We start from the raw sequence: 17,149 nt of genomic DNA, 5'->3' as shown, positions 1-17,149 counted from the left end.
CCGCACACGGGAGACGTTTTCGAAAGGCTTGCAGGATGACGCCGAAAGGTCAGGGAAGGCTGCGACTCGCGGCTTAGAGCAGCTAACAAAACTACTGCGCGGCCGCCAGGCGGGCGCGGCCGGTGCTCGGAATCCTCATGTACCACTCTTACACTCCGGTTCCTCCGCGCCGTCCGCACCCACCTGACCACCGCTCGCTACGTTCTGTTAGCCGCTCTTACTAGGACTGCGACAAGAACAGCGGACAAATCGTTAAAAAACCGGCGCTGTGCAACAGCGACGGTTTTTTCAACATCGCACGTCATGCGTGCAGCATGCTGCAGCCTCAACGCGTAACGCGCTTTGCAGCCTTCTTGCCCACTGCCTTGCGGGCGGCAGTGGTCTTTGCCACGGCGCGCGTTGCCGGGGTCTTGGTGACCTTGGCAGCCTTCTTCAACGCGGTCTTGGTGACGGCCTTCTTGAGCGGGGCTTTTTTCACTGCAGCCTGTTTGGTCGCGGTCTGCCGGGCGGCGGGCGCCTTCTTGGCTGCGGGTTTGGCGAGCGTCTTGGCACCGGTCTTCTTCGCTGGCGCCGACTTGGCTGCTGCCTTCTTCGCTGCCGTGCGCGCGGTCACCGTTGCGACGGCGGTCTTGCGCGCCGCGCTCTTGGCGGCGGTCTTGGCGCTCAGTGCAGCCGCTTCGGCCTTGGCGTTGGCCCTGGCGGTTTCCAGCTTGCGCTTGGTGTTGGCCTTGGTAGCGGTGATCTTCTTCTTGGCAGCGGCGCTGGTGCTGCTCAGCTTCTGCCTGGCTGCATCTTTGGTGGAGGTCAGCTTTTGCTTGGCCGCATCCTTGGTCGACACGAGCTTCTGCTTGGCGGCGTCTTTGGTGGCGACCAGCTTGTCCTTGGCCGCGTCCTTGGTGGCCGCCAGCGAGCGCTTGGTCTTGGCGACGCTACGCTTCACGGCGATGGCCGCGTGGCCAGCCTTCCTGGCCACGTTTTTTTCGACCTTGACCGCAGTCTTGCGCGCTTTCGCCACGCGCGTCTTGACCTCTTCCACCGCCGTACCTGCAGCCTCTTGCACGCTGGCGACTGCCTCGCTGGCGGTGCTGGCAATGGTCTCGGTCAGCTCAGTGGCGGTGCTCTTTACGCTATCGACGGCGTCTGACAGGGTTGCCGTTACACCATTGCCGTTGCTCATAGACCCTCCTTAAGGGCGTCAGTGCGGAAAACCGGGCGATGCGCGACCGCACGCAACATGCTGAACAGGCATCGGGTGAAGCGGACGCTACGCCGGGCCCGTCGGGCTGTCAACGCAATCACGGCAAGGGCTGTGCGGTACTTTCACCGGGAGTTAAATTGCACGCAGGCACTCTCGTTCAGCTTGATTTACGCAGTCAGACGCCCTATTTCTCTTCCACCGCGTAACCCGGAATCCGTTCCATGCGACCGCTGCCCACCCTGCTGACTCTTTCGCTGGCCGCTGCCTTCGGCGGATTTGCCGCCACCGGCGTCAATGCCTGGCTCGACAACCGCGCCGAAGCCACGCCGGCCGGCAACGCGTCCTTCACCCTGCCCACCGCCGCGTCCTTGCCGGCTGCGGTCGCCGGCCAGCCCGTGCCGTCGCTGGCGCCGATGCTGCAGCAGGCGATGCCGGCGGTGGTGAGCGTCAACACCAAACAAGTGGTGCGCGTGCGCAACCCCTTCTTCAACGACCCGATCATGCGCCGGCTGTTCCCGGAGATTCCGCAGGACCGCATCAACGAGTCGCTGGGCTCGGGCGTGATCATCGATGCGCAGAAAGGCTATGTGCTGACCAATCACCACGTCATCGAAAATGCCGACGACGTGCAGGTGACGCTCGGCGACGGGCGTACGGTCAAGGCCGATTTCATCGGCTCCGATGCCGACACCGACATCGCGCTGATCCGCATCAAGGCCGACAAGCTCACCGACATCAAGCTGGCCGACAGCAACGCACTGCGCGTCGGCGACTTTGTGGTGGCGATCGGCAACCCGTTCGGCTTCACCCAGACCGTCACCTCCGGCATCGTATCGGCAGTTGGGCGTAGCGGTATTCGCGGCTTGGGCTATCAAAACTTCATCCAGACCGATGCCTCGATCAACCCCGGCAATTCCGGCGGTGCGCTGGTCAATCTGCAAGGCCAGCTGGTCGGCATCAACACCGCCAGCTTCAATCCGCAGGGCAGCATGGCCGGCAATATCGGCCTGGGTCTGGCGATTCCATCCAACCTGGCGCGCAACGTCGTCGAGCAATTGGTGACCAAGGGCGTGGTGGTGCGCGGCACGCTCGGTCTGGAAACCCAGAACCTCACCCAGCAGATGCTGCAAGGCCTGGGCGTTGACTCGCTGCGCGGCGCCTTGGTGACACGCGTGCTGCCGGGTTCCGCAGCGGCAGCCGCAGGCGTGCAGCCGGGCGATGTGGTGGTGGGCGCCAACGATCAACGCGTGGACAGCGCCGAAGCACTGCACAACTACGAAGGCCTGCAGGCGGTTGGCAGTGCGGTGACGTTGGACATTCGCCGCGATGGCAAGCCGCTCAAGCTCAAGGCCACGTTGAGAGAACAGGACCGCGCCGTCACCGGCGACATGCTCGACCCGCGGTTGGGCGGCGCCACCTTTGTGGACCTGCCCGAGTCGCTGCGTCAGTCCGGCATCACCGGGGTGATGGTGAGCGACGTCAAACGTGGCGGGCGCGCTGCAGCCAATGGCTTGGTCAACGGCGATGTGATCGTGGCCAGCAGCGTGGGCGAGTTCGCCGACCTTGCCAGCTGGCGGGCCAATTTCCAGCGCAAACCGCAGCAGTTGGTCGTCCGCATCCTGCGTGGCAATGCGCAGTACGACGCGCTGATGCGTTGACGCGGTGTTTACCGGGAAGTGCTTCCACTAACGCCTCGTACACCCCCCCGATGCTATTGCTACTGCTCGACCGCACGTGAGTGGCGGCTGTCATCAATGACCGAAGGAGATATCGCATGAGCCCCACCAATACCGATCAGCTGAAAGAAAACCTGAGCGAAGCCGGCACCCATCTGAAGTCGGCAGCGGCCGCCGCCGGCGAAGCCGTCAAGGGCGCCACCAGCGCTGCCGGCGATGAGCTCAAGCTCGGTCGCGCCAACGTCAAGGCTGAACTGTCCGACACCGCACTGGCCGGCATGGCCGCTGCCGAGTTCGGCGGTGCCGCTGCCAAGGAGCAGATGGACGTGCTGGTCTCAAAAGGCAACGACCTGCTGGAAAGCGCCACCGACCTGATCCGCGAGCGTCCGCTGGCGGCTTTCGGCGTTGCCTTCGCCGCCGGTTGGGTCATCGCCAAGCTGGCGCGCAGCAACGACAACTAAGTCGTGAGCGATCAGGCCTCTACAGCTGCCGAAACCGACGCGCCGAACGCGCGTGCGGAAACGCCAGGACTGGACGAAAGCGTGCGTGCGGTCGGCGCAGCCGGTCGCGCAACGCTGGACTCGGCCAAGGACACCAGCCGCGCATTGCGCCGGCTGGTGTCGGCCGATCTGCAGCTGGCGCGCAGTGCGTTCGGGCGTGGTCTGGCATGGGCGTGCGTGGCAGTGGTGTTCGGTGCGTCGTCGTGGTTGCTGCTGGCCGGTGCGATCATCGCGCTGCTGCAACGCGCCGGGCTGTCCTGGTTTCAGGCAATGTTCTTTACCGCGTTGGCGAGTCTGCTGGTCACCGCCATCGCTGCGTGGCGGGTGTTCTTCTACTTTGACCACACCGGCCTCAATGCAACCCGACGTCAGCTCATCAAGTTGGGAATCTTCGACGACCACGGCCAGGATGAAGACGCCGCGACGTCTTCCAGTGGAGCACGTACATGAAGTTCGGCACCTTGCGCGAGCGCGTCGAACGCGCCGAGTTCCTGGTGGAAGGACGTGCGCAGGAAACGCGTCTGCATTGGAATGAATTACGTCATGCCTGGCGTGCTGGCTGGTCGCCGCTGCGGATCGTGATGGTGGGCTTCGGACTGGGCTTTGTGACCGGCCGCAATGAGCCGCAGGCCGCGTTGGGCAGCATCGCCGGCAAGCTCGGCGGCATTCCCAAGATTCTGCAGATGATCAGCACGATCTCTGCGCTGTTCACTGCGCACAGTGCCCAGGAGGCTTCCGAGCAGGCCGAACGTGCGGCGGACAATGCCGAAGAAGTTGCATCCGACCCGCCCGTTACCGTGGTCCAGGCACCGGTGGATCGCGCTGCCTGATCCCGGTTCGTTATTCACAGCGGCTGGCGATTTGCTGAGCCGCCCGCTTGAGTCTCGGCAGGTTGAGACCTGCATACGCAACTCGCCGGACCAGCACGCTCTGCAACGCGCACAATCGCACGATGCCCGTTTCGGCTATTAGACCCGCGCACAGCGTTTACGCACTTTGCTCTGTGATTTGTTGAAAAACCAGCGCTCGACGAACCGGCTTTGCCGTGTTCGCGCCGTCCATCTCCGTCAAACGACTGCTCGCTTTCACTATTTGCTGCGCTCGGGCTCGACATGGGTGGATTGCGCGCCGCGAGTGGCCGCTCCGTTTCGCTGATCGCTCTTATGCCTATCGACCGCGCGCGCAGCAGGCGTAGTGTCACGCTGAGCTGCGCTTTCGCCGCAGCGCCAAAGTCTCCGCGGCGGCACTTGAGCATCGGCTCGGTGTCTGAAGACCATACGCGTGCTCATGCGGCCGAGTTCGCCGATCAATCGCCTGCTCACTGACATCGCGCCCACAGTCTCTGTGCGCGCCGTTGACGCATTGCGCTGATAATGGCGCACCGCTGGCAGCACGCCAGTCTGCTGCCAGGGCGCGTATGTCTCTTCCCGTCGACTCATCGGATGCCGCTGCAGCGGCAGATCCGCTTCCGCCCGCACCGGCGCCACGTCCACGCGCACCGGCCTCGATGGTGGTGCTGGCCACACTTGCCGTTGGCTATACGCTGTGGGCGGCACAGTCGATCATCCTTCCCATCATGCTGGCCGCGTTTTTCGCGCTGATCGGCAATCCCATCCTGCGCGGGCTGCGCAAGCTGTACATCCCGCGTTTTCTCGGTGCCTTGCTCATCCTGTGTCTCGGCTTGGTCGGCACCGTCACGCTGGCCGCGCAACTCGCCGGCCCTGCCGCCGAATGGGCGCAGCAGGCACCGCGGCAAATGCGCCAGATTGCCCGCGATGTGCGCGACCTCACCAAGCCGATGATGCAGGCCAACCAGGCGGCGGAGAATTTTGCACGCGCGGCCGGTGGCGAAGGCCAGCGTGGCGTGCAGATCGTGCGCACGCAGATGGACGACCCCTACAAGACGCTGGTGCGCACGCCCAAGCTTGCCGCGTCGGTGCTGGCCGTGGTGCTGCTGACGTTCTTCTTCATGGTGTATGGCGAAAGCCTGCAGCGGCATGCGATCGCCCTGCTACCGAATCGCCAGCAGCAACGTTTCACCACCGAGATCATGATGGACATCGAGCGCGAGGTCTCGCGTTACGTGCTCACCATCAGCGTGATCAACACGCTGGTCGGACTAGTGTTTGCCGGCATTTTGTATGTGCTGAAGATTCCGCTGCCCGAAGCGATCTTGTGGGGCACGGTAGTCGCGCTGCTGAACTTCGCGCCGTATGTAGGGCCATTGATCGGTGTGATGCTGATGCTGCTGATGGGCTTTGTGGAATTTCGCACCACCTTGTCCTCGCTGCTGCCGGCGATCCTGTACCTGGCGTTGCACACCATCGAAGGCCAGGTGGTCACACCGATCGTGCTGGGCCGACGCATGGCGATCTCGCCGCTGATGCTGATCCTGGCGCTGATGTTGTTCGGCTGGCTGTGGGGCATCGTCGGCCTGTTGCTGGCGGTGCCGCTGCTGGTCTGCATCAAGATGGTACTGAGCCGGGTGGAAGGCATGCAGCGCTGGGCGCGTTTGCTTGAGTAGCGGGGAATGGGGAATCGGGAGTGGGGAATGGGTAGAGCAGCACAGCTGCGGGCAACGTCACTGCTCTTGCGATTCCCCATTCCCAACACAAGACCGTAAAATCTTGCGATGAGCTTCCACATCAGCGCCATCACTCTCGACCTCGACGACACGTTGTGGCCCTTTGCGCCGATCGGGGCACGGATCGATCAGGCACTGTACGACTGGATGTGCGAGCACAGCCCGGTCACCGCTGAACGCTTCCCGTTGGAGGCCATGCGCGCGCTGCGTGAGCGCAGCTTTGCCGACAACCCGCATCTGCATCACGATCTCAGCGCGCTGCGTCGGCTGACGTTGGAAATGGCGTTACGCGAGAGTGGCGGCGATCTGGCGTTGCTGGAACCGGCCTACGAAGTGTTCTATGCCGCGCGCAACCAGGTGGAATGCTATCCGGATGCGCTGGACGCACTGGCGCGCATCGCCGCACATGTACCGGTGGCCGCGCTCAGCAACGGCAATGCCGATCTGCAGCGCATCGGGCTGATGCACCACTTCGCGTTTCAGCTGGGCTCGCGCGAACACGGCAGCGCAAAACCCGACCCGAGCATCTTCCTGGCCGCCTGCGCCCGGCTGGACGTGCCTCCCGCGCAAGTGCTGCATGTGGGCGACCACGTGCGCATGGACGTATTGGGCGCACTGGATGCGGGTCTGCGCGCTTGCTGGATCAACCGCGAAGGCGCCGTATGGTCGCATCCCACCCAGCAGCCGGATCTGGAATTCGACAGCATGACCGGGTTGGCCGATTGGCTGGACGCAGAGCAACCGCATCCGGGCCGCGCGCACGCCGGCATTCCCCTTCCCGCCTGAGCCCAACTGCTCGGCGCACGGCGCCGCCTTCGAGGATTTCCATGTCGCACCTCACCGGTTTCATCGATTCCAACGCCGCAGCCTTGCCGCTCTATGTGCTCGACCGCGAGGGCTTTGCGCGCTGGTGCGCCGAGCAGCCCACGCGGGTGTTGGCGTGGGCGCAGGCGCAGCGGTTCGATGCCGCGCCCGGTAGCGTGTTGCTGCTGCCCGGCGAACAAGGCCTGGCCGGCGCGATTGTCGGTGTCGGCGACCGCGCCGACGCATATGCCTACGCGCACGCACCGATGGCGCTGCCGCCGGCCAGCCGCTGGACGCTGGCCAACCGCCTGAGCGATGCCGAGCTGGCGTTGCTGCACCTGGGCTGGGGATTGGGCGCCTATCGGTTCACGCGGTATCGCAAGGTGCCGCGTGCGCCGGCCGAACTGGCGGCTACCCCATCGGCACAGACACGCGCCTTGATCGCGGCGTGTCTGCAGGTGCGCGACTGGGTCAATACGCCGACCGAAGACATGGGTCCGCAGCAACTGGAAGACGCTACCCGCGCGGTGGGGCAGACGCACGGCGCGCAGGTCGAGGCGATCGTGGGCGATGCGTTGCTGGCGCAGAACTTCCCCACTATCCATGCGGTCGGCCGCGCCTCGCATCGCGCGCCGCGGCTGATCCAGCTGCAGTGGGGCGATACGGCGCACCCGCATCTGGTGCTGGTCGGCAAGGGCGTGTGCTTCGACACCGGCGGGCTGGATCTGAAGCCGGCCGACGGCATGCGCAACATGAAGAAGGACATGGGCGGTGCGGCGCATGCGTTGGCGCTGGCCGGGTTGGTGATGGCGCAGCAGTTGCCGGTGCGGCTGACCCTGCTGATCGCCGCGGTGGAAAATGCAGTTGGCCCCGATGCGTTCCGCCCGGGCGAAGTCATCACCACCCGCGCCGGCGTCACGGTGGAGGTGGACAACACCGATGCCGAAGGTCGCCTGGTCCTGTGCGACGCGCTCAGCTATGCCACCGAACAACGCCCGGACCTGATCCTGGATTTCGCCACGCTCACCGGCGCGGCGCGCATCGCGCTGGGCCCGGATCTGCCGGCGTTGTTCGCCAACGACGATGCGCTGGCGCAGGCCTGGATCAGCGCCGGCGAACAGACCCGCGACCCGGTCTGGCGCATGCCGCTGTGGCGCCCGTATCTGCGTTATCTCAACAGCCATGTGGCCGACATGGCCAACGCCGGCTCGCGCATGGCCGGCGCCGTCACCGCGGCGCTGTATCTGGAACGTTTCGTGGCGCCGGGCCAACAGTGGGCGCATCTGGACGTGTACGCCTGGAACGACAGCGACCGCCCCGGCCGCCCGGCCGGCGGCGAAGCGCTGGCACTACGCTCGGCGTTTGCGATGCTGCAGCAACGCTACGGCGGCTGAGCGCAATGGTGCTGCAATCAGGCGTTTCGCTCGACCGGTGGGTTTAGGGCTGATTGGCAATGTCTGGGCTGCCTCGTGCCTCGGACATCGCGTCCTCAAACTCACTCCATGCCTCGCCCGATCTGATCATCGGCTCACCATGGCGAGTTGCTTCAACCAAGGCAATAGACACGCATGTACCGACTTGGACATCTGAAAGACGGGCAGTGGCCCGCTCACTCGCATCCGGCGATCTTCGAATCCACAGACCGCATCGTGGCAGGTGTTCCCGGCGGGGATCCTGCAATTTTCGAGCGTCTGATCGAATGCATGGAGCCGCCGTATTACTTGCTGTATGTGCTCCACACGTCGCGTGGCGAGGCCGAACCAGGCCGCTACCAAACTCCCGCCCTACAGCATTCTGACGTCAAAGCATTCCTCACACGGTTTGGCGCATTTCTTTCTGCAGATGCGCGCTATGACCTGTGGGCGCATTCGCCCACTAGCCAAGCCACGGTGGTATGGGACCGCCATAACCAGTTATTTGCCTACGGCCCGCTCGCACAGTTTTCTACGACCCTGCAGGCGATGGGTTTCACCCGAGGCAAGACCGTGGTTCCCACGCCGCACGCACATCATTATTGCCCTGAGCTTGATCCGTTGGCCAAAGAACTCCTGACGATTTTCGACTGGTCGTTTTCACCGCTTCGCAGCGAAGATGCGCAGTGAACGAGGATCGGATTGGTGAAACGCTCTCTGGCCTACAGCATCGCTTGACTGATTAAGACATCGGGTCTCGATGAGTGCGTTACCGATAAGCACGCTTCTGGCGAGACCACTCACCCGGCGCTGCTCTGCAGCTTGGCTCTTAATCACAAGGCGAACCAGCAACAACAAAAACTCCTAGCGTCTGTTCAAGTCGCCACAGGCCTGCGTGCTGATGCATATTCGCGCTAAATCGATTGCGTTTGATGCATGCCGGAAGCGGGGATCTGCGCATCGCGCTGAAGCTTCTCGGCACCGTATCCCATCACGCGCCAAAGGCGGTCTCTTCTGGATGATGCGGCACCAAGCGTGCTCGGCTGCGGCAATGGAAGCATGGCCGTGCGACAGTGCGCACACCGCCCACCGCACCCAAGACCGGAGCCAGCCATGACGTTGCCACCTCCCTCGCCCCCACGCAGCCCCGTGCTGCCATTATTGGGGATTGCCGCGATCGCCGGCGGCGTTGCGCTTGCGTTTGCCTGGACGGCAGGCTGGATCGGTGGCGACCGGCTCACTGCCGCGCGCATGACTGACACCATCGAAGCCAGCGGGCCGCCGCATCCGGGCTTCCGCCGTGCGCATACCAAAGGCATGTGCGTGAGCGGGCAATTCCAGTCCAGCGGCAAGGCGACCTGGGTGTCGGCGGCGCGCATCTTCAGCCAGGCCAGCACACCGGTGTTGGGGCGCATGTCGATCGGCGGCGGCGACCCGCACGGGGCCGATGGCGCGGCGCGCGTGCGCAGCATGGCGCTGCTGTTGCGCAGCGACGATGGGCAGGAATGGCGTACCGCGATGAACAGCTTTCCGTTCTTCGTGGTGGCCACGCCGGCCGGTTTTCAAGCGCTCAATGTGGCCTCCAAGCCGGACCCTGCCACCGGTAAACCAGATCCGGAAAAACTGGCGGCGTTCGGCAAGCAATATCCGGAGGCGGCCAAATTCCAGCAGTGGGCCAAGACCGCACCTTGGTCGGATAGCTGGGCCAACACGCAGTACAACGGCGTCAATGCGTTCCGTGCGATCGCAGCGGATGGACGCGAGCGCTATATCCGCTGGTCGATGCGCCCGCATACGCCGTTCAAGGAGTTGAGCACCGAACAGCGCAAACAAGCCGATGGTGATTTTTTGGCCACCGACCTGGATGCACGCCTGGCGCAGGGGCCGCTCCGTTGGGACATGGTGCTGACCGTGGCCGAGCCGGGCGACCCGGTGGACGACCCCTCCCAGCCGTGGCCGGCCAATCGCAAACAGATCGTGGCCGGTACGCTGTCGCTGGACCGCGCGCAACCGCAGGCCAATGGCCCGTGCCGCGACCTCAACTATGACCCGTTGATTTTGCCCAAGGGCCTTGCCGCCTCCAACGACCCGATTCTGGCGGCGCGCTCGTCGGTGTATTCGCAATCGTTCAACCGGCGCGAGCATGAGATCGCCAACGGCACGGGCAGCGCTGCCACCAGCCAGGGAGCACATCAATGAGCCGCCATACCCATTTCAACCTGCCCGCGCGCGTGCTGCATTGGCTGATAGCCGCGATGATCCTGACCATGCTGTTTGTCGGTGTGGGGATGGTGGCCTCGGTGACGCAGCGGCCGTGGTTGATCGATCTGCATCGCCCGCTGGGCATCGCGATCTTGATCCTGGCGGTGCTGCGCCTGATCAACCGCCTGCGCAATCGGCCGCCGGCATTGCCTGCGGATTTGCCTGCCTGGCAGAAGGCCGCCGCGATCGCCTCGCACTGGCTGCTGTATGCGTTGATGCTGGGCATGCCGCTGATCGGCTGGGCGATGTTGTCGGCCGGTGGCTACCCGATCGTGTTGTGGCCCGGCGCGAATCTGCCGGCGATCGCCCCGCACGATCCGGCGCTGTATGCCTGGCTGCGTAGCGCGCACGGCTGGCTGGCGTATCTGTTGTTCGCCACCGTGCTGGGGCATCTGAGCGCAGCGCTGTTTCATGCCTGGGTGCGCCGCGATGGCGTGTTCCCCAGCATGGCGCGTGGGGAGCGCTCTGGGCGTTGACGGGGTTTGAGTTGATAGAGAATTGATGGAGAACTGCTAGAGCTCGGCAGATGGTCGGCTGCACTCAGCAGCAGCGCCATGCCTCCTCCTTGTGCCGGGAAAAGTTCCCCCACAGAGGCGGATGAGGGCACGGGCAGAGCCTATTGCAGTTGGAGCCACACGCGTGGCTTCGCCCCGTACCCTCACCCCACCCCCTCTCCCGTGGGGAGGGGGCTTATTAAACTGCGTACCTCGGTTGGCAGAGAGCTAAGTCACCCAGCCTTGCGCTCTGCATTGACGCGGCGCGACTCGGTTTCGTCCTGCATGTGTGCAAAAGCGCAGTGGTTCAGCGGGCGCGTTTTGCTTTTGTCGCAGATTCCGGCGCTGCGATGCCCTTGCCGGTCGCCGCCCAATAAATCCCGCCGTACACATGCTCCAGATAGCGCGGGTCGTTGTACGCCTCGGCCAGATGGCCAAGCGCCGTTACGAAGACGCGGCCGCCTTCGAAATGGTGATACCACGCCACCGGGTGCTGTTTGCCCATGCCCTTAGCAACCTGGCCCGGCCAGATCAGGGTGGGGTCGTAGCTGGTTTCATCCACCGTGAGTAGCGTGACCAGATCGTCGCTGTAGGGTGGGTCGTATTCGTACCACTCATCGCTCCACACCCAGCGCTTGGGTAGGCCCGCAGTGGCGGGGAAATTGGCGTCCACCACATCGACCATTGCCGTCTGCATGTACGGATGGGTACGAAACGAGCGCCCGATCAGATGGTCGTACCACTCCCACTCGCCACGCTTGATCGCAAACGCCTTGTGCACCGCGACCACGCCGCCGCCGTTGCGCACGTAGTTTTGGAAGTTGGCCCGCTGGGCCGGATCCAGATCGGTAGCCGGGGTATTGAGCAGCACGATCGCCGCGTATTGCGATAGATCGCCATCGAAAGCCTTGGCATTCCATGCCCACACCATCTCGACGTAATGCTCGCGCGCCATCGCTTCGAACTGCGGCTTGGCCACGAGGATGTAATCGTGGTGATACTGGTTGGGAATGGCCGCCACCAGAATCTTGAATTGCTCGGCCGATGCATTGAATGCGCAGATCAGCAGCAAGCCCAACAGCCACACAGGCTGGCGCGCAGCCGAATGCCGCGCGGCAGCGCTTGGACATCCAGCGCGCGCAAGCGTGCGCGCATACCGTCCAGACCGTTGCCGGGCACGATCACGCCACCGCGTCCGTCGTCGGTGATTTCCAGCACTGCCTGTTCGCCCTGCACGCGCAACTGCACACGCACGCGTTTTGCCTGCGCATGGCGCTGCACATTGGTGGCCGCTTCGCGCACCACCAGCGCAAGCGCGGTCTCATGTTCGGGCGGCAGGGGCAGTGTTTCCAGTTGCTGTTTCAGTGCAATACCGTCCAAGTCCAGCAGCACCCGCGCCGATGCCAGCTCGGCCACCAGGCCAGCGGCTCGGATGCCGGTGACCGCACGCCGCACTTGCGCGAGCGCATCGCGCGAGACCTGCGCCACTACATCGATTTCACTGCGTGCCGCCTGCGGATCGCGCTCGATCAAGCGCGCAGCCAGATCGGATTTGAGCGCCACCGGCGACAAGGTGTGGCCGAGCAGATCGTGCAGATCGCGGCCGATGCGTTCGCGCTCGGCGGTGGCGGCCAACCGGCGCACTTCGTCCTGCGACAGGCGCAGCAAGGTGTCCTTGCGCTCGTTGATGCTGTACACCGCACCGACGCCGGCCATGCCCAGCACCGATACAGGCAACCACACCAGCGACTGCAGACGCATCCCCAGCCAATGCGCCCAGCCCAGGTACAACGCATTCATCAGCAGCAGCATGGCGAAGTGGCGCCACACCGCATGCCGCGTCGGTGGGCGCAGGCTCAGGCAGGCGAACACGAAATAGCTGACGCCTCCCGAATAGATCGGCAGCAACGCGGCACTCAGGACGCCCATCGCCCAGGCATAGCGGTGCAAGGTGCCGCGCGGTGCAAGCAGCATGCGCGCGTACAGCAGCAGAAACAGCGGGTAGGACGCTAGCGTGCACAGCAGCCAGGTACTGTCGTAGCCACGCGCAGAGAACACCGGCACCACGAAGACCCAGGCCGACCACAGCAGATGCACACTGTCCATCCACGGCGACTGGCCTTGCGCCAGCCGCGCGGCAACCTGCGAATTGGCGGCGGGGCGAAGCCATGCGGGAAACCGAAGGCGCATCAACGAAGGTCCGTGTGGGTGAGCAGATTCTGCCACTGCCGGGCCCGCCTGCGCGCGGCACATGGCAGGACACTGCTGGCGAGCGACCTCATGCGCATGCATGCACCGTCAACAGTTGCCGCGGCACCGATGCCTGCTGTCGCCGATACCCGCGGGCGCCGGTGGTGCAGATGCAAGTGCAAGTGCAAGTGCAAGTGCAGTTGCGGTTGCGGTTGCGGTTGCAGTCGGAGCATGCCGATGTCGCGTGGCCGGAGAGCCATCAGCATCGACATTGGCGCCGATGGCGCACAGTCGCGGCTGTCATGCCCTTCAGGTGACAGCTGTCACTGGTGCGCATGCTGCGCAGCATCTTGCAGCCGCTTCGGTCGCGTTACCGTTCGTCGCCCCGCTGCGATTGGTGACTTCCGGCAGCTTGCGGCGCGCCCTGCAGGCGGTCACATTCTGCGCAGCCTTCTGTCCTGGTTATCGATGAACACATCCGCCGATCTGCTCAAGCAACTCCGCATCGACCGCCAGCGTCCTGCCACGCCGCCGCCCGCGCGCCGCAGCGGCTGGATCATTGCCGCCATTGTCATCGTCATCGTGCTGGCCGCGGCTGCGTGGTGGTTCACGCGCCGCCCGGTGCTGAAGGTGCAGACCGCGCCGGTGGTGGCGATCAGCGCCGGCAGCAGCAGCGCCTCGGTGCTGGATGCCTCCGGGTATGTGGTGGCGCGGCGCATGGCCACGGTATCGGCGCAGGTCACCGGCAAGGTACGTGAAGTGATGATCGAAGAAGGCATGCGCGTCGAACAAGGCCAGGTGATGGCCACACTCGACCCGCTGGATGCCGATGCGCAGCGCACCTTGTCGGCCTCGCAGTTGTCGGCCGCACGTAGCCAGGTCGACAACATGCAGGCGCAACTTGCGGTGGCCAATGCCGATGCCACGCGCCTGCAGTCGCTGGTTGGCGCGCAACTGGTTTCTCGGTCGCAATACGAACAAGCCACCGCACAACGCGATGCCTTGCGTGCGCAATTGCAGAACGCACAGCGCAACGTGCGGGTCGCCTCGGACAAACTGGCCATCGCGGGCATCCGCTCGGACTTCAACGTGGTGCGCGCACCGTTTGCCGGTGTGGTCACCGCCAAGGCAGCGCAGCCGGGCGAAATCGTCTCGCCGTTGTCGGCCGGCGGCGGTTTCACCCGCACCGGTATCGGCACCATCGTGGACATGGAATCGCTGGAAATCGAGGTGGAAGTGGGCGAATCCTACATCGGCCGCGTACAGCCAAAGATGCCGGTGGAGGCTGTGCTCAATGCCTATCCTGAGTGGAAGATTCCTGGCGAAGTGATCGCCATCATCCCCACCGCCGACCGCGGCAAGGCCACAGTGAAAGTGCGCGTGGCGCTCAAGCTCAAGGACCCGCGCATCGTGCCGGAAATGGGCGTGCGGGTGAGCTTTCTGGAGCAGGCCAAACCGCAGGAAGCCGCCAAACCGCAAGGTATGCGCGTGCCGGCCGCCGCACTGGTGGAACGCGAGTCGCGCACGGTCGCGTTTGTGGTTGGCGAGCACAACACTGTCAGCACGCATGCCGTCACCACGGGCATGGTGATGGGCGAGGACAGGCAGGTGCTGTCGGGCCTGACCGCAGGCGATAGCGTGGTGCTGAATCCGCCGCAGGCGTTGAAACAAGGTGACAGCGTGGTCGAAGCTGAGCCGAACGCTGCCGAGTAACGAAGAACCGAAGACAGCGCAGGCATCCAAACTGCTCGGAAGGAGCACGGCACGCGCGTTGAGGAAGACGGTGGATGCGCTGGCGCCTGCGCCGCGCTGCGACGAACGCATTTGAAATGGAGTAACGCGATATCAATTGCGGCAGCGCATGCGCCGTCACGATGTTCTTCAACATCCCCTCAACCGCTGTAGAACTGCACACTTTTCAGTCATCGGCGGCGTGTGTGGTGGCCCACGTTGCGCGCAGTCACAGTCGATGACGTGCTGCAGCACGCAGGCTCCGCCGCACACCACCTCGTCGTCTCACTGCAGCGCCGCATCAGACATCCGCAGTCGCTTTGCCGCACCGCTGTCATCTCTTCCCATTGCACCGCCAGGAGTCGCCATGTCCGCTCTCGTCAGTTTGCGCAACATCACCAAGACCTACCAACGCGGCCCGGAGCAGGTGCAGGTGCTGCACGGCATCGACCTGGAAATCGCCGCAGGCGATTTCGTTGCGTTGATGGGTCCGTCCGGTTCGGGCAAGACCACCTTGCTCAATCTGATCGGCGGGCTGGACACCCCCAGCGGTGGCGAGATCGAAATCGAAGGCGAGCGCATCGACCGCATGAGTGGTGGGCAGCTCGCTACCTGGCGCAGCCACCACGTCGGCTTCGTGTTCCAGTTCTACAACCTGATGCCGATGCTCACCGCGCAGAAGAACGTGGAGCTGCCATTGCTGCTCACCTCGCTCAATGCCGCCCAGCGCAAGCGCAATGCCGAGATCGCCTTGACCCTGGTCGGCCTGCAGGAACGCCGCAACCACAAGCCCAGCGAGTTGTCCGGCGGCCAGCAGCAACGCGTGGCGATTGCGCGCGCCATCGTCTCCGACCCCACCTTCCTGATTTGCGACGAGCCCACCGGCGATCTGGACCGCCACAACGCCGAAGAAATCCTGCGCCTGCTGCAGGAGCTCAATCGCGAACACGGCAAGACCATCGTAATGGTCACCCATGACCCCAAGGCCGCCGAGTACGCCACCCACACCATCCACCTGGACAAGGGCGAGCTGGCCGATGCGCCGCTTGCACTGTAAGGGAGCGCTGCCATGAAGTATCTCTCGTTGGTGTGGGCCCAGTTGTTCCGCAGCAAGACCCGCACCCTGTTGACGTTACTCTCGGTGGTGGCGGCGTTTTTATTGTTCGGCATGCTCGATTCGGTGCGTGTGGCCTTCACCTCCGGCGGCAATGTCAGTGGCGTGGACCGGCTGGTGGTGGCCTCGCGTTTGTCGATCACCCAATCGTTGCCGATCAATCTGGAATCGCAGATCCGCAGCGTGCCGGGCGTGCGCGATGTGACCTCGGCGATGTGGTTCGGCGGCATTTATCGGGACCCGAAGAACTTCTTTCCGAACTTTTCGGTGGCGCCCAATTCCTTCGATGTCTATAGCGAATATCAGTTGCCCAAGGACCAGCTCAAGGCCTTCCAGACCACCCGCACCGGCGCGGTGATGGGCGAGAGCCTGGCCAAGGAAAATGGCTGGAAGATCGGCGACACCATCCCGCTGCAGGCCACCATCTTTCCGCGCGGTGGCAGCAACGACTGGCCGCTGAAACTGGTCGGCATCTTCCGCATGAAAGACCGCACGGTGGCCGCCAACCAGGAACGCCAGTTGATGATGAACTGGAAATACTTCGACGAGTCCAACGACTACATCAAAAGCAAGGTCAGCTGGTACACGGTAACGCTGCGCAACGCCGACCAGGCCTCGCGCGTGGCGCAGGCGGTCGATGCGTTGTCGGCCAACTCCGACCATGAAACCAAATCGCAGACCGAATCGGCGTTCCAGCAGGCCTTCGTCAAACAGTTTGCCGATATCGGCTTGATCGTCACTTCGATCATGGCTGCGGTGTTTTTCACCTTGTTGCTGCTGACCGGCAACACCATGGCCCAGGCCGTGCGCGAGCGCATCCCGGAGCTGGCCACGCTGAAGACGCTGGGCTTTCAGGACCGCACCGTGCTGAGTCTGGTGATGGTGGAATCGATGTTGCTGATCGGCCTGGGTGGCCTGATCGGCATGGGGCTGGCGGCGCTGGTGATCCCGGCCGTGGCAGCACGCAGCGGTGGACTGATGCCGACACAAGGCGTGCCGCTGCAGACCTGGTTGGTCGCCTTCGGGCTGATGGCCGGCATCGGCATCGTGGTGGGTGTGCTGCCGGCGTTATGCGCGCAGCGCTTGAAGATCGTCGATGCCCTCGCCGGCCGCTGACAGGAGCATGCACATGCAACGCAAATGGAAAGACCGTGGCATCAACCTGCTGTCGATCGTGCTGCTGG

At 64.1% G+C, this 17,149-nt stretch carries 16 protein-coding genes and 1 other RNA gene; 14 read left to right on the top strand and 3 right to left on the bottom strand.

The genetic code is table 11. The features are described 5' to 3' along the window. Positions 1-137 precede the first annotated feature (137 nt). Positions 138-213: non-coding RNA, sX9 sRNA (locus tag XBLMG947_RS05960), on the top strand. A 112-nt stretch (positions 214-325) separates the two neighbouring features. Here the strand turns inward: XBLMG947_RS05960 and XBLMG947_RS05955 are convergent. Then, complete coding sequence (locus XBLMG947_RS05955) at positions 326-1,177, bottom strand: histidine biosynthesis protein HisIE (RefSeq protein ID WP_065466874.1); 852 nt, start codon at positions 1,175-1,177, stop codon at positions 326-328. Between the two features lie 242 nt (positions 1,178-1,419). Between XBLMG947_RS05955 and XBLMG947_RS05950 the strand changes: the two genes are divergently transcribed. The 10 genes from XBLMG947_RS05950 (at position 1,420) to XBLMG947_RS05905 (ending at position 10,912) form a co-directional block, all read left to right on the top strand. Further along, a complete protein-coding gene (locus XBLMG947_RS05950; protein WP_065466872.1) occupies positions 1,420-2,856 on the top strand; it encodes a Do family serine endopeptidase in 1,437 nt (478 codons plus the stop codon). A 116-nt stretch (positions 2,857-2,972) separates the two neighbouring features. Further along, positions 2,973-3,335 (top strand): hypothetical protein, encoded by a 363-nt coding sequence (locus XBLMG947_RS05945; protein ID WP_065466870.1) that lies wholly within the window; start codon positions 2,973-2,975, stop codon positions 3,333-3,335. Positions 3,336-3,338: 3 nt separating this feature from the next. Further along, the gene (locus tag XBLMG947_RS05940; RefSeq protein WP_065466868.1) at positions 3,339-3,824 is read left to right on the top strand and encodes a hypothetical protein; all 486 of its coding nucleotides are present in this window, start codon (positions 3,339-3,341) and stop codon (positions 3,822-3,824) included. Next, complete coding sequence (locus tag XBLMG947_RS05935; protein WP_065466866.1) at positions 3,821-4,204, top strand: hypothetical protein; 384 nt, start codon at positions 3,821-3,823, stop codon at positions 4,202-4,204. Before XBLMG947_RS05940 ends, XBLMG947_RS05935 begins: the two co-directional genes overlap by 4 nt. A 587-nt stretch (positions 4,205-4,791) precedes the next feature. Next, positions 4,792-5,898 carry an AI-2E family transporter gene (locus XBLMG947_RS05930; protein ID WP_065466864.1) on the top strand — a complete coding sequence of 369 codons (1,107 nt, stop codon included), beginning with the start codon at positions 4,792-4,794 and terminating at the stop codon, positions 5,896-5,898. 108 nt (positions 5,899-6,006) lie between these two features. Next, positions 6,007-6,744: an HAD family hydrolase gene (locus tag XBLMG947_RS05925; RefSeq protein ID WP_065466862.1), complete on the top strand. Its 738-nt coding sequence runs from the start codon at positions 6,007-6,009 to the stop codon at positions 6,742-6,744. A 41-nt stretch (positions 6,745-6,785) separates the two neighbouring features. Next, positions 6,786-8,156 carry a leucyl aminopeptidase family protein gene (locus XBLMG947_RS05920; RefSeq protein ID WP_065466860.1) on the top strand — a complete coding sequence of 457 codons (1,371 nt, stop codon included), beginning with the start codon at positions 6,786-6,788 and terminating at the stop codon, positions 8,154-8,156. A gap of 174 nt (positions 8,157-8,330) precedes the next feature. Further along, the gene (locus XBLMG947_RS05915) at positions 8,331-8,864 is read left to right on the top strand and encodes a hypothetical protein (RefSeq protein WP_209437465.1); all 534 of its coding nucleotides are present in this window, start codon (positions 8,331-8,333) and stop codon (positions 8,862-8,864) included. A gap of 423 nt (positions 8,865-9,287) precedes the next feature. Next, positions 9,288-10,373, top strand: a complete 1,086-nt coding sequence (locus XBLMG947_RS05910) for a catalase family peroxidase (RefSeq protein WP_065466858.1) — start codon at positions 9,288-9,290, stop codon at positions 10,371-10,373. After that, positions 10,370-10,912, top strand: coding sequence for a cytochrome b (locus XBLMG947_RS05905; RefSeq protein ID WP_065466856.1), 543 nt, complete (start codon positions 10,370-10,372; stop codon positions 10,910-10,912). The genes XBLMG947_RS05910 and XBLMG947_RS05905 overlap by 4 nt, the downstream gene beginning before the upstream one ends. 325 nt (positions 10,913-11,237) lie before the next feature. Here XBLMG947_RS05905 and XBLMG947_RS05900 read toward each other — a convergent pair whose 3' ends face one another. Beyond that, positions 11,238-12,017, bottom strand: a complete 780-nt coding sequence (locus tag XBLMG947_RS05900; RefSeq protein ID WP_065466854.1) for a ThuA domain-containing protein — start codon at positions 12,015-12,017, stop codon at positions 11,238-11,240. Next, the gene (locus XBLMG947_RS05895; protein WP_065466852.1) at positions 11,993-13,120 is read right to left on the bottom strand and encodes a sensor histidine kinase; all 1,128 of its coding nucleotides are present in this window, start codon (positions 13,118-13,120) and stop codon (positions 11,993-11,995) included. Before XBLMG947_RS05895 ends, XBLMG947_RS05900 begins: the two co-directional genes overlap by 25 nt. Before the next feature lie 468 nt (positions 13,121-13,588). On the opposite strand from XBLMG947_RS05895, the gene XBLMG947_RS05885 reads away from it, so the two are divergent. The 3 genes from XBLMG947_RS05885 to XBLMG947_RS05875 all read left to right on the top strand — a co-directional run bounded on the left by XBLMG947_RS05885 (position 13,589) and on the right by XBLMG947_RS05875 (position 17,081). Continuing rightward, positions 13,589-14,833: an efflux RND transporter periplasmic adaptor subunit gene (locus XBLMG947_RS05885; protein ID WP_065466848.1), complete on the top strand. Its 1,245-nt coding sequence runs from the start codon at positions 13,589-13,591 to the stop codon at positions 14,831-14,833. A 385-nt stretch (positions 14,834-15,218) separates the two neighbouring features. Continuing rightward, positions 15,219-15,908, top strand: a complete 690-nt coding sequence (locus XBLMG947_RS05880; RefSeq protein WP_065466846.1) for an ABC transporter ATP-binding protein — start codon at positions 15,219-15,221, stop codon at positions 15,906-15,908. Positions 15,909-15,920: 12 nt separating this feature from the next. Continuing rightward, positions 15,921-17,081 (top strand): ABC transporter permease, encoded by a 1,161-nt coding sequence (locus XBLMG947_RS05875; protein ID WP_065466844.1) that lies wholly within the window; start codon positions 15,921-15,923, stop codon positions 17,079-17,081. Positions 17,082-17,149: the final 68 nt, after the last annotated feature.

Source organism: Xanthomonas bromi (assembly GCF_900092025.1).
In the GTDB taxonomy this organism is placed as follows: Bacteria; Pseudomonadota; Gammaproteobacteria; order Xanthomonadales; family Xanthomonadaceae; genus Xanthomonas; species Xanthomonas bromi.
This window is presented reverse-complemented; position numbering and strand designations above follow the sequence as displayed.

Coding starts and splice junctions, on each gene's coding strand:
- XBLMG947_RS05885 (WP_065466848.1), top strand. CDS start 13,589: ATGAACACATCCGCCGATCTGCTCAAGCAACTCCGCATCGACCGCCAG.
- XBLMG947_RS05905 (WP_065466856.1), top strand. CDS start 10,370: ATGAGCCGCCATACCCATTTCAACCTGCCCGCGCGCGTGCTGCATTGG.
- XBLMG947_RS05935 (WP_065466866.1), top strand. CDS start 3,821: ATGAAGTTCGGCACCTTGCGCGAGCGCGTCGAACGCGCCGAGTTCCTG.
- XBLMG947_RS05910 (WP_065466858.1), top strand. CDS start 9,288: ATGACGTTGCCACCTCCCTCGCCCCCACGCAGCCCCGTGCTGCCATTA.
- XBLMG947_RS05915 (WP_209437465.1), top strand. CDS start 8,331: ATGTACCGACTTGGACATCTGAAAGACGGGCAGTGGCCCGCTCACTCG.
- XBLMG947_RS05955 (WP_065466874.1), bottom strand. CDS start 1,177: ATGAGCAACGGCAATGGTGTAACGGCAACCCTGTCAGACGCCGTCGAT.
- XBLMG947_RS05950 (WP_065466872.1), top strand. CDS start 1,420: ATGCGACCGCTGCCCACCCTGCTGACTCTTTCGCTGGCCGCTGCCTTC.
- XBLMG947_RS05880 (WP_065466846.1), top strand. CDS start 15,219: ATGTCCGCTCTCGTCAGTTTGCGCAACATCACCAAGACCTACCAACGC.
- XBLMG947_RS05895 (WP_065466852.1), bottom strand. CDS start 13,120: ATGCGCCTTCGGTTTCCCGCATGGCTTCGCCCCGCCGCCAATTCGCAG.
- XBLMG947_RS05920 (WP_065466860.1), top strand. CDS start 6,786: ATGTCGCACCTCACCGGTTTCATCGATTCCAACGCCGCAGCCTTGCCG.
- XBLMG947_RS05875 (WP_065466844.1), top strand. CDS start 15,921: ATGAAGTATCTCTCGTTGGTGTGGGCCCAGTTGTTCCGCAGCAAGACC.
- XBLMG947_RS05930 (WP_065466864.1), top strand. CDS start 4,792: ATGTCTCTTCCCGTCGACTCATCGGATGCCGCTGCAGCGGCAGATCCG.
- XBLMG947_RS05945 (WP_065466870.1), top strand. CDS start 2,973: ATGAGCCCCACCAATACCGATCAGCTGAAAGAAAACCTGAGCGAAGCC.
- XBLMG947_RS05925 (WP_065466862.1), top strand. CDS start 6,007: ATGAGCTTCCACATCAGCGCCATCACTCTCGACCTCGACGACACGTTG.